The sequence below is a fragment of the Novosphingobium lindaniclasticum LE124 genome, assembly GCF_000445125.1.
Lineage (GTDB): Bacteria > Pseudomonadota > Alphaproteobacteria > Sphingomonadales > Sphingomonadaceae > Novosphingobium > Novosphingobium lindaniclasticum.
In genome coordinates this window covers 13,850-35,568 of sequence record NZ_ATHL01000100.1, presented here as the reverse complement: position 1 = coordinate 35,568, position 21,719 = coordinate 13,850, and the positions used below count along the sequence as shown (strand labels likewise).

21 protein-coding genes are annotated in these 21,719 nt (G+C 64.0%); 7 read left to right on the top strand and 14 right to left on the bottom strand.

What is annotated here, in order from left to right:
* The 3 genes from L284_RS39770 to gltX form a co-directional block, all read right to left on the bottom strand.
* A complete protein-coding gene (locus L284_RS39770; RefSeq protein WP_021234960.1) occupies positions 1-219 on the bottom strand; it encodes a hypothetical protein in 219 nt (72 codons plus the stop codon).
* A gap of 217 nt (positions 220-436) precedes the next feature.
* On the bottom strand, positions 437-1,720 hold the full coding sequence (locus L284_RS39765) for a citrate synthase (protein WP_021234959.1): 1,284 nt from the start codon (positions 1,718-1,720) through the stop codon (positions 437-439).
* Positions 1,721-1,733: 13 nt separating this feature from the next.
* A complete protein-coding gene (gene gltX / locus L284_RS39760) occupies positions 1,734-3,188 on the bottom strand; it encodes a glutamate--tRNA ligase (protein WP_021234958.1) in 1,455 nt (484 codons plus the stop codon).
* 29 nt (positions 3,189-3,217) lie between these two features.
* Between gltX and L284_RS39755 the strand changes: the two genes are divergently transcribed.
* Complete coding sequence (locus L284_RS39755) at positions 3,218-5,401, top strand: ComEC/Rec2 family competence protein (protein WP_031342663.1); 2,184 nt, start codon at positions 3,218-3,220, stop codon at positions 5,399-5,401.
* 76 nt (positions 5,402-5,477) lie between these two features.
* On the opposite strand, the gene lexA is transcribed toward L284_RS39755, so the two are convergent.
* The 9 genes from lexA to L284_RS39710 all read right to left on the bottom strand — a co-directional run bounded on the left by lexA (position 5,478) and on the right by L284_RS39710 (position 14,774).
* The gene (gene lexA / locus L284_RS39750) at positions 5,478-6,170 is read right to left on the bottom strand and encodes a transcriptional repressor LexA (protein ID WP_021234956.1); all 693 of its coding nucleotides are present in this window, start codon (positions 6,168-6,170) and stop codon (positions 5,478-5,480) included.
* Positions 6,171-6,301: 131 nt separating this feature from the next.
* The gene (locus L284_RS39745; RefSeq protein WP_021234955.1) at positions 6,302-7,516 is read right to left on the bottom strand and encodes a molybdopterin molybdotransferase MoeA; all 1,215 of its coding nucleotides are present in this window, start codon (positions 7,514-7,516) and stop codon (positions 6,302-6,304) included.
* Positions 7,513-7,998 (bottom strand): cyclic pyranopterin monophosphate synthase MoaC, encoded by a 486-nt coding sequence (gene moaC / locus L284_RS39740; protein WP_021234954.1) that lies wholly within the window; start codon positions 7,996-7,998, stop codon positions 7,513-7,515. The genes L284_RS39745 and moaC overlap by 4 nt, the downstream gene beginning before the upstream one ends.
* Before the next feature lie 13 nt (positions 7,999-8,011).
* Entirely contained in the window at positions 8,012-8,803 is a 792-nt protein-coding gene (gene trpC, locus L284_RS39735) for an indole-3-glycerol phosphate synthase TrpC (RefSeq protein ID WP_021234953.1), read from the bottom strand.
* A 25-nt stretch (positions 8,804-8,828) separates the two neighbouring features.
* Positions 8,829-9,833, bottom strand: coding sequence for an anthranilate phosphoribosyltransferase (trpD, locus tag L284_RS39730; protein ID WP_021234952.1), 1,005 nt, complete (start codon positions 9,831-9,833; stop codon positions 8,829-8,831).
* Positions 9,830-10,426: an anthranilate synthase component II gene (locus L284_RS39725; RefSeq protein ID WP_021234951.1), complete on the bottom strand. Its 597-nt coding sequence runs from the start codon at positions 10,424-10,426 to the stop codon at positions 9,830-9,832. Before L284_RS39725 ends, trpD begins: the two co-directional genes overlap by 4 nt.
* Positions 10,423-11,211 carry a phosphodiester glycosidase family protein gene (locus L284_RS39720; RefSeq protein ID WP_040713744.1) on the bottom strand — a complete coding sequence of 263 codons (789 nt, stop codon included), beginning with the start codon at positions 11,209-11,211 and terminating at the stop codon, positions 10,423-10,425. The genes L284_RS39725 and L284_RS39720 overlap by 4 nt, the downstream gene beginning before the upstream one ends.
* 55 nt (positions 11,212-11,266) lie before the next feature.
* The gene (locus L284_RS39715; RefSeq protein WP_021234949.1) at positions 11,267-12,778 is read right to left on the bottom strand and encodes an anthranilate synthase component I family protein; all 1,512 of its coding nucleotides are present in this window, start codon (positions 12,776-12,778) and stop codon (positions 11,267-11,269) included.
* 25 nt (positions 12,779-12,803) lie between these two features.
* Positions 12,804-14,774 carry a SurA N-terminal domain-containing protein gene (locus tag L284_RS39710; RefSeq protein ID WP_021234948.1) on the bottom strand — a complete coding sequence of 657 codons (1,971 nt, stop codon included), beginning with the start codon at positions 14,772-14,774 and terminating at the stop codon, positions 12,804-12,806.
* A 302-nt stretch (positions 14,775-15,076) separates the two neighbouring features.
* Between L284_RS39710 and tpiA the strand changes: the two genes are divergently transcribed.
* The 3 genes from tpiA to L284_RS39695 all read left to right on the top strand — a co-directional run bounded on the left by tpiA (position 15,077) and on the right by L284_RS39695 (position 18,179).
* A complete protein-coding gene (gene tpiA / locus L284_RS39705) occupies positions 15,077-15,835 on the top strand; it encodes a triose-phosphate isomerase (RefSeq protein WP_031342660.1) in 759 nt (252 codons plus the stop codon).
* 152 nt (positions 15,836-15,987) lie between these two features.
* On the top strand, positions 15,988-16,398 hold the full coding sequence (gene secG, locus L284_RS39700) for a preprotein translocase subunit SecG (protein WP_021234946.1): 411 nt from the start codon (positions 15,988-15,990) through the stop codon (positions 16,396-16,398).
* Between the two features lie 152 nt (positions 16,399-16,550).
* The gene (locus L284_RS39695; RefSeq protein WP_021234945.1) at positions 16,551-18,179 is read left to right on the top strand and encodes a CTP synthase; all 1,629 of its coding nucleotides are present in this window, start codon (positions 16,551-16,553) and stop codon (positions 18,177-18,179) included.
* Between the two features lie 52 nt (positions 18,180-18,231).
* Here L284_RS39695 and L284_RS39690 read toward each other — a convergent pair whose 3' ends face one another.
* Both L284_RS39690 and L284_RS39685 read right to left on the bottom strand, forming a co-directional pair.
* Complete coding sequence (locus L284_RS39690) at positions 18,232-19,173, bottom strand: AEC family transporter (RefSeq protein WP_021234944.1); 942 nt, start codon at positions 19,171-19,173, stop codon at positions 18,232-18,234.
* A 180-nt stretch (positions 19,174-19,353) separates the two neighbouring features.
* On the bottom strand, positions 19,354-19,824 hold the full coding sequence (locus L284_RS39685) for an Hsp20 family protein (RefSeq protein ID WP_021234943.1): 471 nt from the start codon (positions 19,822-19,824) through the stop codon (positions 19,354-19,356).
* A 208-nt stretch (positions 19,825-20,032) separates the two neighbouring features.
* Here L284_RS39685 and grxC point away from each other — a divergent pair, with 208 nt between their 5' ends.
* From grxC to L284_RS39675, 3 genes are read left to right on the top strand one after another with little or no spacing between them, the layout of a single operon-like run.
* Positions 20,033-20,296, top strand: coding sequence for a glutaredoxin 3 (grxC, locus tag L284_RS0124490; RefSeq protein ID WP_031342657.1), 264 nt, complete (start codon positions 20,033-20,035; stop codon positions 20,294-20,296).
* 5 nt (positions 20,297-20,301) lie between these two features.
* Positions 20,302-21,144 (top strand): carbon-nitrogen hydrolase family protein, encoded by an 843-nt coding sequence (locus tag L284_RS39680; RefSeq protein WP_021234941.1) that lies wholly within the window; start codon positions 20,302-20,304, stop codon positions 21,142-21,144.
* Positions 21,145-21,150: 6 nt separating this feature from the next.
* Positions 21,151-21,672 (top strand): DUF1178 family protein, encoded by a 522-nt coding sequence (locus L284_RS39675; RefSeq protein ID WP_021234940.1) that lies wholly within the window; start codon positions 21,151-21,153, stop codon positions 21,670-21,672.
* Positions 21,673-21,719 lie beyond the last annotated feature (47 nt).

Here is a 21,719-nt window from a genome sequence, read left to right as displayed (position 1 = left end):
TCAAAGGCGGTTGTCGCCGGCATTGCCGCGCCGCGCGAGCCAGAGCAGGATGGCACCGACCGCTGTCATCACCGCGCCGCGCACGGCCCAGGTGCGGTCGCCCAGCATCACGCTGCCCGGCGGCCAATCGACGATACCGGTTCCCTGTCCGACCCAGAACAGCCCGAAGGCGATTGCAACCAGCCCCGCTACGAAAGCGAGAATTCTGAGGAACGACATGACTATTCCTCCCATCAGTGCTCCCGAAAATGCGAGCAGATGGCTTTGACATCAAGGGAATTCTTTCATCGAGGCTGACGCGCCTCCGTGCGATTCAAAGGGCGGCGGCCTGACGAACGATTCCGTCGAACGGCACGCCGCAAAGGAAAAGGCCCCCGCTTGCGCGAGAGCCTTTCCTGTTTCGCAATTGGCCGTGTCAGCTCTTGCGAGCGAAAACTCAGCGCTGGCCGATCGCCACGTAGTCGCGCTGCGTCGGGCCGGTGTAGAGCTGACGCGGACGACCGATCTTCTGGCCGGGATCCGAGATCATTTCGTTCCACTGCGCGACCCAGCCCACGGTGCGGGCCAGCGCGAAGAGCGCGGTGAACATCGTGGTGGGGAAGCCGATGGCCGAGAGGATGATGCCCGAGTAGAAGTCGACGTTCGGGAACAGCTTTTTCTCGGCGAAGTACGGATCGCTGAGAGCGATTTCTTCCAGGCGCAGGGCGGTCTCGAACAGCGGGTCGGTGACCTTGAGCGCGTCGAACACCTCGCGGACGGTCTTCTGCATGACCGTGGCGCGCGGATCGTAGTTCTTGTAGACGCGATGACCGAAGCCCATGAGGCGGAACGGATCGTTCTTGTCCTTTGCCCGGTCGATGTAGTGCTGGATCTTGTCCGGCGTACCGATTTCCTTGAGCATGTTGAGCGCGGCTTCGTTCGCGCCGCCGTGGGCAGGGCCCCAGAGGCAGGCGATGCCGGCTGCGATGCACGCGAACGGGTTGGCGCCCGACGAACCGGCCAGACGCACGGTCGAGGTCGAGGCGTTCTGCTCGTGGTCGGCGTGGAGGATGAAGATGCGGTCCATCGCCTTCTCGACCGCCGGGATCACCTCGTACTCTTCCGCGGGCACGCCGAAGGTCATGCGCAGGAAGTTGCCGGTGTAGCTCAGCTTGTTGTCCGGATAGACGAAAGGCTGGCCGACCGAGTACTTGTAGGCCGCAGCGGCGATCGTCGGCATCTTGGCGATCAGGCGATGCGAGCTGATCTTGCGGTGCTCGGGATCGGAGATGTCGGTCGAGTCGTGGTAGAATGCCGAAAGCGCGCCGACCACGCCGCACATGATCGCCATCGGGTGGGCGTCACGGCGGAAACCGCGGTAGAAGTTCGCCAGCTGCTCGTGGAGCATGGTGTGGCGCGTGATGGTGTTCTCGAAAGTCGCCAGTTCGGCTGCGTTCGGCAGTTCGCCGTTCAGCAGCAGGTAGCTGGTTTCCATGAACGACGAGTTTTCGGCCAATTGGCCGATCGGGTAGCCGCGATGGAGCAGCACGCCTTCGTCGCCGTCGATGTAGGTCAGCGCACTTTCGCAGCTGGCCGTCGAGGTGAAGCCGGGATCGTACGTGAACTTGCCCGTCTGGGCATAGAGCTTGCGGATATCGATGACATCCGGGCCGACACTGCCCTTGAGCACGGGATAGTCGTATTCCGTGCCAGCAGCATTCAGTTTGACCTGATCACCCACCAGTTCTTACTCCTTATATGTGCGACCCGGTCGCGGCGTCCGCCTGCGCGCCGATGCGAGCAAGGCTTTCGTCCCGGCCGAGCAGAACCAATACGTCGAAAATACCCGGAGAGGTCGTCTGACCAGTCAGGGCCGCCCGCAAGGGTTGCGCGAGCTTGCCGAGGCCCAATCCCAAGTCCTCGGCCATTGCCTTCAGGCTGGCTTCCAGTGCCTCCAGCGCCCAGTCGGATACGCTGAAAAGACGCTCGTGAATGGCGGCCAGGCGCCCCCGCGCCTCGTCCGTCAGAAGCGCCTGCGCCTTCTCGCTGAACGCGAGCGGACGCTTGGCAAACAGGAAGGCGGCGCCTTCTGCAAGTTCGTTGAGGTCCTTAGCACGGACCTTCAGCACCGGCATCGCCCGCGTGAGCAGAGCGAGGTCGGGATTTTCATAACCGGCCTGAACCAGGCGCGGCAGGACCAGTTCCGCCAGGCGGGCGTCTTCCGCCTCGCGCAGGTAATGGCCGTTCAGATTTTGCAGCTTGGCGATATCGAAGCGCGAGGGCGACTTGCCGACATCGGCCATGTCGAACCACTCGACCGCTTTTTCGCGGCTGATGAATTCCTCGTCGCCATGGCCCCAGCCAAGACGAAGCAGATAGTTGAAGAGCGCTTCGGGCAAGACGCCCATGTCGTCGCGATAGGCATCGACGCCCAGGGCACCGTGGCGCTTGGAGAGCTTGGCGCCGTCGGATCCGTGGATCAGCGGAACGTGGCCGTAAGTCGGCACGTCCCAGCCCATGCCCTGGATGATCACCAATTGGCGGAAAGCGTTGTTCAGGTGGTCGTCGCCGCGCAGGACATGGGTTACGCCCATGTCGTTGTCGTCCACCACGACGGCGAGCATATATGTAGGGGTGCCGTCAGAGCGCAGGATGACGAAGTCGTCGATTTCCTCGTTCCGGACAGTGACCTCCCCCTGGACGAGATCGCTGATCGTGGTCTCGCCGTCGCGGGGAGCCTTGACGCGAACGACGTAGGACTTGTCCGCGGGCCAGGTCGAGGGATCGGCATCGCGCCATTCGCTGTCGATGCGGAAAGGACGGCGCGCTTCCTGCGCCTTCTGCCGGCGCTCTGCGAGTTCTTCCTGAGTCAGGTAGCAGCGATAGGCGTGGCCGCTGGCAAGCAGCGCGGCGGCCACTTCGGCGTGGCGATCCGAGCGCGCGAACTGGAACGTGGCCGGCTCGTCCCCATCGAGACCCAGCCAGGTCAGGCCGTCGAAGATCGCGTCGATCGCCGGCTCGGTGGAGCGGGCGCGATCGGTGTCCTCGATGCGAAGCAGGTACTTGCCGCCGTGGTGGCGCGCGAACAGCCAGTTGAAGAGAGCGGTACGAGCGCCTCCGATATGGAGATAACCCGTGGGCGAGGGGGCAAAGCGCGTGACGACGGTCTTGCCGGTCGTCGATCCGCTCGATGCACTGCCGCTTGCCATTGTTATAACCTTCCTGTCCTATGCTCGCCATGGCCAGCGAAGCCGCCACGACAGATGATCCTCTGCTTCCGGTTCCTGCCGGAGGCGCTGCATTGCAGCATCGCCCATGGATCAGCCAGAGCCACATGTCGAGCAGTTTGCCCAGTGTCGAGCGTTTTCTTTCGAACTCCGGTTTCGACAGAGTGCCATGGCTCGCAGTGGCGTTCGGAACTGGCGCAATTGCGTGGTTTTCGATGCCCAGGGCCGAGGACTGGGTCGTCCTTTGCGTAGTGTGCGTCTCAATTGCATTATTCGCATCCTGGTGGAACGCCGGCCGGCTCCGTTTTCCTTATACGCGGCAGGCGTTAGTTTCGGTCTCCCTGTTCGTTCTGGCAGGGTGTCTTTCCGTTTGGACACGCTCCGAGATCGTGGGCCAGTCCCCCATCGCGCATCCGGTTTCCGGGATATTGACGGCGCGCGTCCTTGCACTGGATGAGCAGCCGGCATTGCAGCGCGACCGGCTCACTCTGGCCCTGCGCGATCCGCAGAGCGGCCGTGCCATCAAGGCGCGGGTCAATCTGCCGGTCGGTCTGCGCAGCCATGCGCCGGAAGTGGGGGCAGTGATCCGGTTCCGCGGACGTCTGGTGCCGCCTGCCTCTCCTATGTTTCCAGGAGGATATGATTTCGCGCGGACCGCATGGTTTGCAGGTCTGTCGGCGACGGGGTCGGTGACGTCCGATTTCGAAGTGCTGTCTGCGGGGGCTGGCGGTGATTGGCTGGCGCAGCAGCGCCTGGCCCTGTCGCGGCACATCACCTCCCGTCTGGCCGGCTCGGCAGGAGGCATCGCCGCGGCGCTGATCACGGGAGACATGGGCGCGATTTCGCAAGACGACGCCCAGGACATGCGCGATGCCGGTCTCGCCCATCTTCTGTCGATCAGCGGCCTGCATGTCAGTGCCGTGATCGGCTGCGTCTATTTCGTCGTGCTTCGCCTCCTGGCGCTTTCGCCGGCCCTGGCTCTTCGGGTCCGCCTGCCCGTGCTGGCGGCGGCTGCGGGAGCCGCGGCGGGTCTGGCCTATACTTTGCTCAGCGGCTCGCAAGTGCCCACCGTGCGATCCTGCCTCGCGGGCTTGCTCGTCCTTGCGGCCGTGGCCTTGGGAAGAGAAGCCCTTTCAATGAGGCTGCTCGCGGTGGCAGCCATCCTGGTGCTCCTCATGTGGCCGGAAGCCGTAGTCGGCCCCAGCTTTCAGATGAGCTTCGCGGCCGTCATCGTTCTTATCGCGCTGGGGAACGCGGCCTGGGCCAAGCGGTTGCTGGCGCCGCGCGAGGAGGCACCGCCGCTGAAGGCGCTGCGCTACCTTGCGATGATGCTCGTGACCGGTGTCGTGATCGAGCTGGCTTTGATGCCGATCGGCCTGTTCCACTTCCATCGTGCCGGCGTGTACGGCTCGCTTGCCAATGTTGCGGCCATTCCCCTGACGACGGTGATCATCATGCCCTTGGTGGCGACGGCGCTGCTGCTCGATCTTGTCGGGCTCGGCATTCCCGTCTGGTGGGCGGCGGACCGCGGGATCGATGTATTGTTGAGCATCGCGCATTTTACCGCGACGAGACCGGCCGCCGTAAGCGCGCTGCCCGCCATGGGCGCCTGGCATTTCGCATCTTTTGTTGCCGGCGGGCTATGGCTGGCACTCTGGACGAGCAGAATTCGTCTACTAGGCCTGCTGCCCATCTCGGCCGGATTTATCGGCTTGCTGATGATCCCGACGCCAGATGTCCTCATTTCGGGAGATGGCCGCCATGTCGCCTGGCTCGATCCGATGACGCAGCGGCTCGTGACCTTACGTAAAAATACCAGCGACTATGCTTTGGACAATATGATGGAAGCTGTTGGAACACACGAACTGCCAGGCGGCACGGCACTTCCGGGCACTCGGTGCAACCGCGACTTCTGTCATGTCGCCCTGCGAGAGCGAGGCGAGAAACTCCACCTTCTGATTGCCCGAAGCAGAGCGCTCGTACCCGAGATGCAATTGGAGCGGGCTTGCAGACACACCGACATCGTGATTGCCGATCGCTGGCTACCTGGCAATTGCCGTCCGAAATGGCTGAAACTGGACCGTCAGATGCTGGACCGCACCGGCGGCGTGACGATCCACCTCGCGAGCCGAAGCTTGAGAACCGTCAGCGAAACGCAAGGTGATCACGGTTGGTGGCCCCACGGCAAGCGCTGAAATTCGACAAACGGCTACGGAATCAGGACGTGATAAACAAATTGTGCAAGGCCGCGCCTGTACCTCGCTGTCAGACTTAGTGATAGCGGCGCAAAAGGCCTGCCAGCTTGCCCTGCACTTCGACTTCGTCGGGACCGTAGATCTGCGGCTCGTAAGCGCCATTTGCCGGATCAAGGCGCACCATGCTGCCTTCCCGGCGCAGATACTTCAACGTCGCCTCTTCGCCGCGGATCAGCGCGACAACGATCTCGCCGTCACGCGCGGTGCTGGTCCGCTTCACGAGCGCAAAGTCTCCATCGAGAATGCCGGCTTCGACCATGGAGTCGCCGGATACCTCCAGCGCATAATGGTCACCGGAGCCGAGCAAGGCGGCAGGCACCGGAAGCGAAGATTGCCCTTCAAGCGCCTCGATCGGAACACCCGCAGCGATGCGGCCGTGGAGCGGGATCTCGATGACGTCATTTGCCGGCTTGGCGAGCGGAGCGGTTCGGGCCGGCGCAGCGACCATGCCCACGGCGCCGGAGGTCGGCGCTTTCGCCGGCTTCGTGTTCGCATCCTCGGGCTGACGAAGAACTTCGAGGGCGCGCGCGCGATTGGGAAGGCGGCGAATGAAACCGCGTTCCTCCAGCGCCGAGATCAGCCGATGAACGCCGGACTTCGATTTGAGATCGAGTGCTTCCTTCATCTCCTCGAAACTCGGAGAGATGCCGCTTTCTTCCAGTCGGACCTGGATGAACCGGAGCAATTCATGCTGCTTGCGCGTCAACATCTGCTTAGCCTCATATGTTCTGCGGCGCTTGGCCCTTGGTCGCCCGACGAACAGTTCTCCCCGACATGGCTGCCATTAGAGAACATTCATGCGAACAATGAGAGAACAATTATGCAACGAATGGGGTATCGTCAAGCATAACCGCCATTTTGGAGCAAGAACACCTGAACGCTTTCTCCCGCGACCAGCGCAGGAGCATGGGCAGGGCGGTCGATCAGGACGTTGCTGGCCGCAAGGGAGGACAGCGCGCCGCTGTCCTGAAGGGTAAGCGGGCGAACGGCCTCTCCATCCCAGACGCCCCTCAGGAACTCGCGCCTCGCGCCGGTGGGTTCCAGCGGCTCGGCGAGACGTGTCGTGATCGCTCGCGGCAGAGGGTGGGACGCCCCCAGGAATGCGCGGAGAACCGGGAGCATGAAGAGGTAAGCCGTCACCAAACTTGATACGGGGTTGCCAGGAAGGCCGATCACAAGCTGTTTTCGCGATCCGTGATCGCGGCTTGCGATCAGAAGCGGCTTGCCCGGTTTGATGGCAACGCGCCAGAACTCGATCTTCGCGCCCCATGCTTCAAGGGCCGGTCGAAGGAGATCGTGGTCCCCCACCGAGGCACCGCCGCTCGTTACGATAACGTCGGCGTCCGCTGCTGCGTCGAAGGCAGTCATGAGCGCATCGAGGTCGTCAGGAATAGGTCCGTTTTGCTCTACATCAATGGGAACAGAGCGCGCGAGGGCGGCGAGCATGGCGCCGTTACTGGCGGGGATCTGATGCGGCGCGCAGGGCTGTGAAACCGGCGACAGTTCGTCGCCGCTGTCGATCACGGCAAGTCGAGGGCGGCGACGGACGGGGAGATACTTGTGGCCCGCAGAAATGGCGAGCGCGGCCTGGGCCGGTCCGATCAGCGTACCTGCCGGAAGGACCGAGGCTCCTTCCACGAAGTCCATGCCGCGCGGCCGAACATGCCTGTTCTCTGGTCGCGGTGCCTCACCCGTCATGACCAGATGGTCGCGGTCGCGCGCGACATCTTCCTGAACGATGACCGCCTTCGATCCCGCCGGGAGCAGGGCACCCGTTGAGATCCGCACGGCCTCTCCCGCTTCAAGGCTCCCCGAGAAGGGATGACCAGCGGCGCTCTCGCCGATGATCCGCCATGGCCCGGACACATCGCCGGCACTCACGGCATAGCCGTCCATGGCGGATACATCGGCGGCAGGCTGGTGGCGCAGGGCAAACAGCGGCTCAGCCAGATAGCGCCCAAGGGCGCCGCCGATGTCGACATGCTCGACCTCCAACGGCTCGACCAGTGCGAGCAGGCGGGTCTGGGCCTCTTCAAGAAGCATGGGCGTGGTCATGAGTCGTCCGGCGCTGCCTTCCAGTGTCCGGATTTCCCCCCGATCTTCTCGATCAGACGGATGCTCTCGATGACCATCCCCTTGTCGAGGGCCTTGGCCATGTCGTAGATTGTCAGCAATGCAACGGAAGTCGCTGTCAACGCTTCCATTTCCACGCCGGTCTTGCCCGTCAGGGAAGCCGTGGCCGTGACCACCACGGCATCGCTTACGAAGGCGAAGTCGAGGTTCACCGCATCAAGCGTCAGCGGATGGCACATGGGGATGAGATCGCCGGTCTTCTTGGCGGCCATGATCCCGGCAATGCGTGCGGTTCCCAGAACGTCACCCTTGGGTGCGTCACCTGTGCGAATCGCCTCCAGCGCGTAGTCCGTCATGACGATCCGGCCGGACGCCACGGCGATTCGCCGCGTGTCGGTCTTGCCGCCGACATCGACCATCCTGGCGGTGCCTTCGGCATCTATGTGGGTGAGCGCGTTGCCCATGGCTACCAACCCGTCAGTGACCGAGGAGCAGGCGGCGGGTCGCCGCCTCAACGTCCGCTTCGCGCATCAGGCTTTCGCCGACCAGGAAGGTGCGGGCGCCGCAAGCCGACAGGCGCACCAGGTCTTCGTGCGCGTTGATGCCGCTTTCGCTGACCAGAAGCGTTCCTTCCGGCGCCAGCGAGGCGAGCCGTTCCGTAGTGGCGATGTCGGTGACGAAGCGTTTGAGATCACGGTTGTTGACGCCGATGAGGCGCGACCTGAGGCGACTTGCCCGCTCCATTTCCTGCTCGTTGTGAACTTCGACGAGGCAATCCATGCCGCGCTCCAAAGCAGCCGCTTCGATTTCCGACATCATGCCGTCTTCGAGAGCCGCAACGATGATCAGAATGGCATCCGCGCCGATCGCCCGGGCCTCGGCCACTTGCCAGGGATCGACCATGAAGTCCTTGCGGATTACCGGAAGCGAGCAGGCTGCGCGCGCATCCACCAGGTAATCCTCGTGACCTTGAAAATACGGCGCATCCGTCAGCACCGAAAGGCATGCGGCGCCTCCTCGCTCATAGGCGAAAGCATGCTCAGCCGGCCGAAAATCGGGACGGATCAGCCCCTTGGAAGGCGACGCTTTCTTGATTTCCGCGATCAGTGCAAAGCCCGTTTCCGCCTTGCGGCGCAGCGCGGCTTCGAAGCCGCGCGGCGCGCTCTGCTCGCGCGCCCGTGCGTCGAGATCGCCGATCGTTGCAAAGCCTTGGCGGCTTTGCACTTCGAGGCGCTTGGTATCGCAGATTTCGGTCAGCTTGTCGGACATCGGTACCTCGAAAACACGTCGGGGCTCAGGCCCGGAGTGCGGAAATCCAGCAGTTGAGCAAGGCGTTGGCGAGGCCTTTGTCAATCGCCTCGGCCGCTTCCTCGACACCGTCACGCCAGGTTTCCACCTCGCCAGCGACGATCAGGGCACCGGCGGCGTTGAGCAGGACGGCATCGCGATAAGGTCCGTGCTCGCCCAGCAGCAGTCGGCGCAAGGCGTCGGCGTTGTACGCGGCATCTCCGCCCCGGATCGCGGTGACCGGCGCGATGGCTAGTCCGGCATCTTCGGGAGAGACGCGGCGCATCGCCAGTTCGCCGCCTTTGATCTCGGCCACTTCGTTGCCGCCTGCGAGGCTCAATTCGTCGAGGCCCTCGTCCCCGGAAATCACGAAAGAGTGCTCGCTGCCGAGGTGCATCAGGGCTTCGGCATAGATGGGCACATAGGCCGGTCGGGCGATGCCGACCAACTGGCGCGTCACTTTGGCCGGATTGGCGAGCGGTCCCATGAGGTTGAAGATCGTGCGCCGTCCGATTGCCTTGCGGATCGGCATGATCCGTCCCATCGCCGGGTGATGGCGGGCGGCAAAAAGGAAGCAGATACCCAGGTCGCTCAGGGTTTCTTCGGCCGTTTCCGCTGCTCGGTCCAGATCGAGGCCCAAGGCTTCCAGAGTATCGGCTGCACCGGCCTTGGAACTGGCTGCGCGATTGCCGTGCTTCGCAACGGGAACGCCGCAGGCCGCAACGACCAGTGAAACTGCGGTGGAGACGTTGAGCGTGTGGTGTCCGTCTCCGCCTGTGCCGCAGACGTCGATGGCATTGGCGGGCGCGTTTATCGGGATCATCCGAGCACGCATGGCGCGGGCCGCACCCGTGATCTCGCTGGCGGTTTCACCGCGTTCCGTCAGCGCGATGAGGAACCGGACAATGGCGTCATCGTCGAGCTTTCCATCGAGGATCAGTCCGAAGGCATGTTCGGCTTCGGCCTCCGCGATGGGGTGGAGCGGATCGGGAAGCATGATGGCGGCGGTCATGCTGCGATCCGCGCCGGCAACTTCGCGTCGATTCCGCAGAGTTTAAGGAAGCTCGCCAGCATGGCATGACCATGCTGCGTGGCGATGCTCTCCGGATGGAACTGCACGCCATGGATCGGCAGGTCGATGTGACGAAAACCCATCACATGTCCATCGTCCGAGCGCGCGTTGACCTGCAGTGACGCCGGAATATCCTCGACGACGAGCGAGTGGTAGCGGGTTGCGGTGAAAGGCGAGGGGATGCCGGCGAACACGCCGCTGTCGTCATGCGTCACGGGCGAGGTCTTCCCGTGCATCAGACCCCCGCGAACGACCTTGCCGCCGAAATACTGCCCGATCGACTGATGGCCGAGGCAAACGCCGAGCAGGGGCTTGCCGCAGTCCGCCGCGGCGCCCACGAGATCCAGGCTGATGCCCGCCTCATTGGGCGTGCAGGGGCCGGGAGACAGCAGAAAGCCTTGCGCCCCGCTATCGATCGCCTGGGCGGCGGTAAGGGCGTCGTTGCGGACGACTTTCACTTCGGCCCCCAGTTCCATGACGTAATGGACCAGGTTCCAGGTGAAGCTGTCGTAGTTGTCGATGACGAGGATCATTTCCTACCTTTCGTCGCTTTCTCGACTACGATCAAGGGGCCCAGGGGAGGTCCGCCGTCGACGCGCCCATGCTCGGGATCCCAGAGAGAAGATACGCTGCCGTCGAGGAACAGCGCATTGGGGCAATCCAGCCTATCCCGGAAGTATCGGGCCAGCTTGCCGAACGACACCGGCTCGTCCGAGATCACGAAATGCGCTCGGCCCTTGCGATCGACGCCGACGCCGTTCCGCAGCTTTTTCGAGTCGCCGTCCGCATCGATGCTGGGGTGAAGCTTGCCGGCAATGACCAGCATCGGGCCCGACTGGGTTCCGAAATCGGGACGCTTCGCAACGGTGGCGGCAAAATCTTCCGTAGTGCGCACGGCCCATCCGCCTTTGGCGTCACCATAGAACACGCCGTTGGGTTTCAGATGGAAATTACCCCACCCCGGGTTCGTGTTCAGCTTGTGCAGTCGCTCGCCTTCGGAGACGTAATAGCCGATCGGCTGGCCCTTGTCGTCGAACATGCCCCCGTTCATCGCGAAGGCGACGGCGTGTCCGCCTGGAGCGCCGCTGGCGGCAAGTTCGGAGAGGCTTCGATAGGGAGCGCCACCCTTCGGGCCGAGCACCATGTGGATGCGGTGCCTTGCCGGGTCGGCGGTGCAATGGGTGAAGGACGCGCCTTCGAAAGTCGCACCCTCGCAGGAGGGCGGCGGCGGGGAAGCCTTGCGCTCGGGTGCGGCGTCGGAGGAGCAGGCGGCGACGAGAAGCGCGAAGGCGGCGATGCTGCCGACGCGCGTCACCATCGGTAGGCCGGCGCCCGGATCGACCACCAGGATAGGCTCGAGGCGGAGATATCGATCACTGGCCGAAACCCGGCTCCCTGGCGACGCGAACGGCCTCGCGGGCGGCTGCGAACAGCGCTCCGGACTTGGCCTCGCATTCGCGCTGCTCCGAGGCAGGATCGCTATCGGCAACGATGCCTGCGCCGGCCTGGACGTGAAGGATGCCGTCCTTGAGCACGCCGGTCCGCAGCACGATGCACGAGTCGACCGACCCGTCGGGTGCGAAATAGCCGACGCCGCCAGCATAGGCGCCCCGTGTCTCCGGTTCCAGCTCGCCGATGATCTGGCAGGCGCGGACTTTCGGGGCGCCGGAAACGGTGCCTGCCGGAAAGCCGGCGAAAACGGCGTCGATCGCATCGTGCCTGGCCGTATCGAGCCGGCCGACCACGTTCGAGACGATGTGCATGACGTGGCTGTAGCGTTCGATGGTGTAGCTGTCGGTGACCTCGACGGTCCCGGCAGCGGCGACACGTCCGACATCGTTGCGGCCGAGATCGAGCAGCATCAGGTGCTCGGCGCGCTCCTTGGGGTCGGCTAGCAGGCTCACTTCGTTTGCCTTGTCTTCCGCGACGTTCCGCCCGCGCGGGCGGGTACCGGCTATGGGCCGGATCGTCACTTCGCCGTCGCGCACCCGAACGAGGATTTCAGGGCTCGATCCGATCAGCGCAAAGCCGGGCATGTCGAGGAAGTAGAGGAACGGCGAAGGGTTCACCCGGCGCAGCGAGCGATAGAGCGCCAGCGGCGGCAAAGCAAACTCGCAAGTGAACCGCTGGGCGAGGACGACCTGGAAGATGTCGCCTGCCTCGATGTAGTCCTTGGCCTTGAGCACCATCGACCGATAGTCGGACGCGGACATCACCGGCGTCTGCACCGGATCGGGCAGATCGCCAGCCGCTTCCGCCGCCGGGATGGGCGCGGCAAGCCTGCGCAGGGCTTCGTCGATGCGCTCGCCCGCGAGATCGACGAGGCGCTCGGGCGCGCCGGCTTCCGGCCAGAGCGGCGCCACGCAGAACAGCTCGTCGCTCAGGCGATCGAACACCAGGATCAGCGACGGCCGGACGAACAGCATGTCTGGCAGGTCCAGCGCACTCTGCGCCGCCCGAGGCAGCTTTTCGACCAGGCCGATCGTCTCGTAGCCGAAATAGCCGACGAGGCAGGCGAGGGCGGGCGGAAGCTCCGGCGGTACGTCGAAACGGCAGCTTTCAACCAGGCTGCGCAGTTCGGCCAGGGTATCGCCCGGCAGTCGCGCGAAGGCGGTACGGTCGTTCTGCCAGGCGCGATTTATCTCGCAGGACTCGCCCTGCGCGCGGAACACGAGATCGGGGTCCAGGCCGATCAGGCTGTAGCGCGCCCGCGTCTCGCCGCCTTCGACGGACTCGAGGAGAAAATCTCCGCGACCTTCCTCGAACAGCTTCAGCGCGGCGGCGACCGGCGTCTCGGTATCGGCGACCAGCTTGCGCCAGAGCAGCGCCGGCTTTCCATCCGCAAGCTGAGCCATCGCCGCAAGGCGATCCGATTCGCGTTCCATTACCCCAGTCACCATCTCACTTGCCTTATTCGGCGCTGCCGGCACCGGCGAGCTGGTCGCGCACCGCTGCGATGGCCTTGTCGTGGCGCTTCACGCCGACTTCCTTGCGGATCGCCTTGCCCAGGGCATCGGTATAGGCCTGGCCGAGCTGGCCGCCGAGTTCGCGCTGGGTGCCTTCCACGAGCTGCGCCGATTCCACCTTGCCGGGGACGACCTCCTTGAGGGCGACCACGAACCAGCCACGATCGCGACCGGCCGACTGCACTTTAACGGTGCCCTTGGCCATGTGGAACATCAGCGAGACCGGCGGCGGCACCTGACGTCCCGAGCGCAGGGCAGCGGTCAGCGTGGCGCGCGACATCGAGACCTGCTGGACCGGCGGCAGCGTCTTGCCGATGGCGGCGATGGCCTGTTCGAGGGTCTTGCCGCGGCGCACCTGGGTCTGGACCTGGAGCGCTGCGGCCTTTGCCGCGACGTCACCCTTGTCGATGGCCCAAGCGGCCTTCACGTCGTTGACGATCTCCTTGAACGGCGCCGGAGCGGACGGGGTGATGTCGGTGACGTCGTAGACGATGAAGCCGTTCTGGCCTGCAGGCGCAGCTTCGTCCTTGGTGACCTGAGCGGTCTGCGGCTTTTCCTGATCCATGGCGAAGGCGGTCTTCAGCACGGTTTGGAGTACGGCCGGAGCCGTCTCGCCGGGCTTGCCGTAGACCTGGCCGTTGGCGGTGATCGGTGCGGTGGTCTGGACCGTCGCGCCGAGCGACTTGGCCACTTCGACGAGGCTGGCGCCGTTGCTGAACTCGTCCTCGAGCTTGGCGAGAAGATCGGTGAGGGCGCTGCGCTTCTTTTCCTCGGTCAGCTTGGCGACGATTTCGTCCTTCACCGCGGCGAGGGGGCGTTCCGGCTTCTTCTGCTCTTCCTCGACCCGGATCAGATGCCAGCCCAGCGCGCTCTTCTGCGGAGCGGCGAGCTTGCCCACCGGCGCCGCGAAAACGGCGTCGGCCACGGCAGGGGAAAACTGGCTCGAAAGCTGGGCCTTGCTGAAGAACTCGAGCTTGGCGGCCGAAAGCCCCTTTTCCTGCGCAGCGGCTTCGAGCGTCTTGCCCTTGGCGACTTCGCCGGCGATGGCCTTGGCGGCGGCTTCGGTCGGGACGATCAGCTGGGTGATCTTCCGGTTGTCCTGCGCCGCATAGAGCGCGGCGTCGGCCTGGTAGCGTTTCGCCACATCGGCATCGTCCGGTGCCGCGACGTCCTTCACCGCGCTCTCGCCGAACGCGGCGAAACGGATCACGCGGCGTTCGGGGCGGATGAAGGCATTGGTGTGGCTCTTGTAGAAGGCCTGGAGCTCGGCATCGCTCGGTGCATTCGTCGGAGCGAAAAGCTCGGAGGGGAGGGCGACGACCGTGCCGGCCCGATTCTCGTCGAGCAGGGCGGCGTAGCGCTTGGCGGCGAAGCTCGACATCGTCGTGCCGAACTGCGCGGGCAGCATCAGCTGCTGCGCGATGAGGCCCTGAGCGATATCCTCACGTAGAGATTTTTCCGAAAGACCCTGCTGGGCAAGAAGCTGGCGGAACGTCGCCTGATCGAACTTGCCGTCGACGCCCTGGAACGCCGGAATCCTGGCGATCTCGCTATCGATCAGCCGATCGCCAGCGACGACGCCGATCTTCTTACCGAAAAACGCCGTGGCAGTGCGGTCGATCAGTTCGTCCAGCACTTGTTCGAGGCCGCCCTGTGCGATGAGCACTTTCATGGTCATCGTGGGATCCTGCGCCTGGACGCGCGAGAGCGCCGACTTGGCCGCAAGCGCCAGTTCGTTCTCGTCAACCTCGTCCTTGCCGACGGTGGCTACTGCCTTGCCGGCGCTGATGCCGCCGGAATCGCTCATCCCGGTGAGATCGCCGCCGACAAACGCCAGCGTGATGAGCACCAGCACCGCCAGGGCTATGCCGGCGCCGATCTTGGAGTTCAGGACGTTTCGGAAAAATGAGATCATGTACCGTGCCGATCAGCGTGAAATTCGGGTTCAATCGGAGCGCCATGGGCAAGCCTTAGCGCGAACCGGGGCAGGCTTTAGGGGGGCTTGTATCATCCTGCAATGGCGACGTGCGATGAGAGACCTGCGACTCGCGAGATCGACCAGGTCGCTCCTGGTGGAAGCGACACCGGGAAAGCACGGATTTTGACAAGAGCGCCCTCGGTGCACTAGCAGCGCCTCGAAAGCACGGCGCATGATTCCCGCTCCCTTGGGGGGATCTGAGCGGTCCGCGCGCCCTGAAATCAAGGTTTCTCAATAACATGGCTGGTCTGCCTTACATCGTCGGTAACTGGAAAATGAACGGCACGCGTGCGATGCTCAACGAGGCGCGCGCGATCGACCGGGCTGCCGCACGCTTTCCGAAGGTGCAGGTGGCGGTCGCGCCGCCCGCGACGCTGCTTTACCGCATTCGCGATGCGGTGGAACTGATCGGCGTCGGCGGCCAGGATTGCCGGGCGGAAGACAGCGGCGCCTTCACGGGCGACATCTCCGCTCCCATGCTCAAGGATGCCGGCGCGGACTTCACCATTGTCGGGCATTCGGAGCGCCGGACGCTTCACGGCGAAACCGATGCCGATGTGAAGGCCAAAGCCGAGGCCGCGCTGTCGGCAGGCCTCGCGGTGATTCTCTGCGTCGGTGAAACCGAGGCACAGCGCGATGCAGGCGATGCCGAATCCGTGGTCGCCGCGCAGATAGAGGGATCCTGCCCCGCTATCGACGGTGTGCCGGAGAAGCTGTCGCTCGCTTACGAGCCGGTCTGGGCGATCGGCACCGGCCGAGTGCCTTCGGTCGAGGATGTGGCGGCGATGCATGCCGCTATCCGGGCGAAGCTCGTCGCCATCTACGGCGAGGGCGGAGCGGATGTCCGCATCCTCTACGGCGGTTCGGTCAAGGCCGACAACGCCGGCGAACTGCTCTCCGTGCCGGATGTGGGCGGAGCGCTTGTCGGCGGCGCGAGCCTGAGCGCCGAAAGTTTCCTCGCGATCGTCGGTGCAGCAGCTTCGCTGGGCAACGACTGAGGCACGCGGATTGGCCGGATGCCCGCTTTATCGAAGGGGTCCGGCTGATGACTTGCGCGGAGCGCGCCTAGCGCCTATCTGCGCGACTTGAGATGCGGGTCCTTGATCGCCTATTGGATCAAGACCCCCAAGATGACTGAGAAAAACGCACGATGCTGTTCACCTTCCTGACCGTTGTCCAGGCGATTGTCGCTCTCCTGCTCGTCGGCATCATTCTGATGCAGAAGTCGGAAGGTGGCGGTCTCGGTGTCGGTGGCGGCAGCCCTTCGGGTATCATGTCGGCGCGCGGAGCGGCCAACTTCATGACCCGCGCAACGGGTATTCTCGCTGCGATCTTCGTGATTCTCTCGATCGTTCTGGCTGCTCTGGCGGTGAACACCACCAGCGGCCGCGACATCGATACCTCGCTTCAGCGTGAGACGGCACCGGCCGCTCCCGCGCAGCCGGTCGATCCGCTTGCCGGTGCAGCCGCACCGGCCGGTGCACCGGTAGAAGGCGCGAGCCCGGCACCGGCCGGTGCCGCTCCCGCCAATGATCCGCTTTCGGGTGCTGCCGGTCAGTAAATCGGCGTACTCCGGCAGGGCACGGCCCGGCGCATCGAAGTAACAGAAATGCCGTCTGGCTTTGGCAGGCGGCATTTCATTCGTTTTGACCTGTGGATTGAGGCACAGCGCTCTTGCGCTCGTGCCCCCATGCAATTTAAGGGCCGACTCCCATGGCGCGGCATATTTTTATCACCGGCGGCGTGGTTTCCTCGCTCGGCAAAGGTCTCATGGCGGCGAGCCTCGCGGCTCTTCTGCAGGCACGCGGCTATCGCGTCCGCATCCGCAAGTTCGATCCTTATCTGAACGTCGATCCGGGCACGATGAGCCCGTATCAGCACGGCGAAGTCTACGTCACCGACGACGGCGCCGAGACGGACCTCGATCTGGGGCATTACGAGCGCTACACCGGCGTTTCGGCACGCCAGGCCGACAACATCACCTCGGGCCGCATCTACCAGGACATCATCGCCAAGGAGCGCCGCGGCGACTACCTCGGCGCCACGGTCCAGGTGATTCCGCACGTGACCGACGCGATCAAGGACTTCGCGATGGCGGAGACCGAGGATCTCGACTTCGTCCTCTGCGAAATCGGCGGTACGGTCGGTGATATCGAAGGGCTGCCCTTCGTCGAGGCGCTGCGCCAGCTGCGCAACGAACTCGGCCGCGAGCAGACCTGCTTCGTTCACGTCACCCTGGTGCCCTACATCGCGGCCGCCGGCGAACTGAAGACCAAGCCGACGCAGCACTCCGTACGCGAACTGACCGGCCTGGGTATCCAGCCGGACATCCTCCTGTGCCGCTGCGACCGCGAACTTCCCGAGAGCGAGCGCCGCAAGATTGCGTTGTTCTGCAACGTGCGTCCGCAAGCGGTCATCCCGGCGCTCGATGCGCCGAACATCTATGCCGTGCCGCTTCAGTACCATCACGAGGGGCTGGACGCCGAAGTGCTCCACCACTTCGGCATGGCCTCGGAAGCGCCCGACCTCTCGCGCTGGAACGACATCACCGATCGTTTCGAACACCCCGAAGGCGAAGTGACCATCGGCGTCGTCGGTAAGTACACCGGCCTCCAGGACGCCTACAAGTCGCTCAACGAAGCCCTCGTTCACGGCGGCATGGCCAATCGGGTCAAGGTCAACGTCAACTGGATCGATGCCGAGATCTTCGAGAAGGAAGATTCGGAGATCGCCGCTGCGCTCGAGCCGATGCACGGCATCCTGGTTCCTGGCGGGTTCGGCGAGCGCGGAACCGAAGGCAAGATCGCCTCGGTTCGTTTCGCCCGCGAGCGTGAAGTGCCGTTCTTCGGCATTTGCCTCGGCATGCAGATGGCCTGCATCGAAGGTGCCCGTTCGGCCGGGATCGAAAAGGCCAATTCAACCGAATTCGGCCCCACCGAAGAGCCGGTCGTCGGCATCATCACCGAGTGGATGGGCAAGGACGGCCTCGAGAAGCGCGCCGAGGGCGGCGATCTGGGCGGCACCATGCGGCTCGGCGCCTACAAGGCCGAGCTTTCGCCCAACAGCCACATCGCCTCGCTCTACAACGCGACCGAAATTTCGGAACGCCATCGCCATCGTTACGAGGTCAACGCTTCCTACCGTGACGTTCTGGAGGGCAACGGCCTGATCTTCTCCGGCATGTCGCCTGACGGCCTGTTGCCTGAAATCGTCGAACGCCCGGATCATCCGTTCTTCGTGGGCGTGCAGTTCCATCCCGAGTACAAGTCGCGTCCGTTCGAACCGCATCCGCTGTTCGCCGGGTTCGTCGCGGCGGCGCTGCGGCAGGCACGCCTGGTCTGATAGGGCGCTGGATCGAAAGAAAGCGGGGCGGGGCCGGAAGGTTCCGCCCTTTTTATGATCGTCCGAGCACTGCCAGCAACAGGGTGATCGTTCCGACGGAAAGCACGGTCGAGATCAGGATGACCCTGGCGGTCAGCGCGCCCTCGCAGCGGTGGAACTCCGCGAGCATGAATGGACCCGTCCCGGTGGGCAGTGCCGCCAGCAGAACGGCAGCATCTCGCACGGGCTTCGCGAGCGGGAAAACCCATAGCGCGAGCACCAGCGTCAAGGCCGGATAGACGAACAGCTTGAGCGCGACGAGCATGGCGGTCTTTCCGGCCTCGGCCTGTTCCGAAGCGCGCGGTTCGGCCAGAAACATGCCCAGGCATACGAGCGCGCAGGGGCTGGCGGCCGAACCCAGGAGCTTGAGGAACGCATCGAGTGGAGCTGCGATCCCCGCGCCGCTGGCCATGACGAGGGCGCCGCAGAGAGGCGCCAGGACCAGCGGATTTCTCAGCAGCGCCTGAGACACATGCAAGGCGATCGTGAGCGGGTGCCCTCCGGCTTGATTGCCGAACTCGATAAGCACGATGGCGAAGGCGAAAAGCACGCAGACGGTATTGATCGTCGCGATCAGGGTGAAAGTCTGGGATGCGGGCCCAAGGGCGGCGATGAGCAGCGGAAAGCCGAGGAACGCTGCGTTCGAATAGGCGCCGTTCAAACCGTGGATCGCGGCACTCCCGATGTCCGCCCCGCTCAGGCGGCTGATCGCCACCGTGATAATGAAGAAGAAGAAGGTGCTGAACCCGAAGACCGCGATGAATTCCGGTTGCCAGAGCTGAGCGGGTTCGGCCTTGGCGACGATGTCGAACAGAAGTGCCGGAAGCGCCAGGTAGACAACGAAGCGGTTCAGTTCACGCGTCGATTGCGGACCGAAGATGCCGGCTCGCCTTGAGAGCCAGCCGACGAATGTCAGCGCGAAGATCGGCAGGACAACCGACAGGATCGAGATCATGATGAAACCGCAGCTCGCTTATGGCTCAGTCTGCGGCTTAATCGCGAGCTGCGTCCGCGCCAACTCTCCATTCTCCCGTGCATGCGGGTCGTGCAGGACCGCGACTACCGGCAAAGAGCGAACAAAAGGGCGGCCCGGACATCTCCGGACCGCCCCGATTTCCTCCAGCCGTCCTATCCGTCAGGCAGCGGCGGAATCGCCTTCGATGCTGCCATCCACCACGGTCAGGCTATTGCCACCGATGGCGATCTTCTTGGGCTTCATCGCCTCGGGCACCTCGCGCACGAGATCGATCACCAGAAGACCGTCGGCAAGGTCGGCACCGTCTACACGGACGTAGTCCGCCAGTTCGAAGCGACGCTCGAAGCCGCGCTGGGCGATGCCGACATGCAGCATCTCCCCATCCACGGACTCTTCGGGTTTCTGACCCTTCACCACCAGCAGGTTCGCCTGCGCGGTTATGTCGATGTCAGCCGGCTTGAAGCCCGCGACGGCCAAGGTGATGCGATAGGCATCGGGGCCGCGGCGTTCGATGTTGAACGGGGGGTACTTTTCGCCGGGGTTTGCACGACCCTGGTTTTCGATCATGTCGAAAAGCCGGTCGAAGCCGACCATGGTGCGGCGGTAGGGCGAGAAATCGATACGGTTCATGACAAAAATCCTCCAATGAGCAATCTTCGTGATTTCGAAGCCCGGACCTCCCGGCGCTTCGTTTTCGAGCCATCCCCTTGGCGGGCCATGACTCGAATCCCTAGATATGATAGCCGCCCCCGCTTTCAAGGCCCTCTTCGCAGAGGGTGCGAGCGAGAGCAGAGGCCTCTGCAAAGACCCGGCCGCCAAGATGGAAGGATATGTTTCGATGAGCCAGCCGAAGGTGGAAATCTATACCAAATGGGGCTGCCCTTATTGCGTGATGGCCAAGTCGTTGCTCGACGACAAGGGCGTGCCTTATGAGGAATATGACATCACGATGGGCGGTCCCAAGCGGCAGGAAATGCTCGAGCGGGTGCCTGGCGCGCGCACCGTTCCGCAAGTGCTGGTTGACGGCACGCCTTATGGCGGCTTCGACGATATCGACGCACTGAACCGCGCAGGCAAGCTCGACCCCGTTCTCGGGCTCTGACCGACATGGCACGCGCCGCCTTGTTGCAGATGACCTCCGGGATCGATCCCGAGGCGAATGCGTCCGCCATCGTCGCCGCTATTCGCGAGGCGGGTGCGGGCGGCGCGCAGATGCTATTTACCCCGGAAATGTCAGGGCTCATCGATCGCAAGCGGGAGCGGGCGGCTGCCAAGATTGTTTCCGAAGCCGAGGACCGCGTTCTGGCCGCAGCGCGTGAGGCAGCGTCGCGAGAAGGGATCTGGGTTCATCTGGGCTCGCTGGCCGTGCGGCCCTGTGAAGCCGCCGATGCCGAAGCCCGTTCAGGCGGACGCTATGCCAATCGTGCATTCGTGATCGATGCGACCGGCGATATCCGCGCACGATACGACAAGATCCATATGTTTGATGTCGATCTGGCGGGAGGAGAATCCTGGCGCGAATCCAACGCCTATGCGCCCGGTGAGCGCACAGTCACGGTCGAAACGCCGCTGGGCCTGCTTGGTCTCGCGATTTGCTATGATGTGCGGTTCCCGGCGCTGTTCGAAGCGCTTGGACGCGCCAGGTGCGACGTCATCGCCATACCGGCAGCGTTCACGGTTCCGACCGGAAAGGCGCACTGGCATCTCCTGCAACGCGCTCGCGCGGTCGAAGCCAGTGCGTTCGTGCTGAGCGCGGCGCAAGTCGGGACACACGAGGACGGCCGCGAGACTTACGGCCATTCGCTCGCGGTGGATCCCTGGGGCGATGTGCTTCTGGATCTGGGCGGGGAGCGGGCCGGCCTTGGCTTCGTCGATCTCGATCATGCCCGTATCGCGGAAGTGCGGGCTCAGTTGCCCAGCCTTGCCAACCGGCGCGCAATCGCCAAATAGGCAGAGATGCCCATCGTATTTGATCTCGAATGCCGTTCCGCGCAGCACCGGTTCGAAGGCTGGTTCAAGTCTTCCGATGATTTTGCACGCCAGCAGGAGCGCGGCCTTGTCGAGTGTCCGCATTGTGGTTCGGCGGAGGTAGGCAAGGCCGTTCAGGCACCGCGCCTCGGTCGGAAGGGCAATCAGCGCATGGAGGCGGTTTCGGCCCCGGTTCCTGCGAAAGTCGCCGCCGAAGTGCCGGCTGCGTCAGTTCCGCCTGTTGCCGCTCCCGGGCCGCCACGGGAACTCTCGCCGCAAGCGGTAGAAGCGCTGAGAACCCTCGCCGCGATGCAGGCGAACGCCTTGAAGTCGAGCCGGTTCGTAGGCGAGAGCTTCGTCGAAGATGCCCGCGCGATGCATTACGGCGAGCGGGACAGCGAATCGATCCATGGCCACGCCACGGTGGAACAGGCCAAGGAATTGCTCGAAGAGGGCATCGCCGTTGCAGCCTTGCCGTTTCCGGTGCTTCCGCCCGGACAGGCCAATTGAAGCCTGTCCATTCAACAGATTGCCAAGGCCTGCCGCGCAAGCTAGGA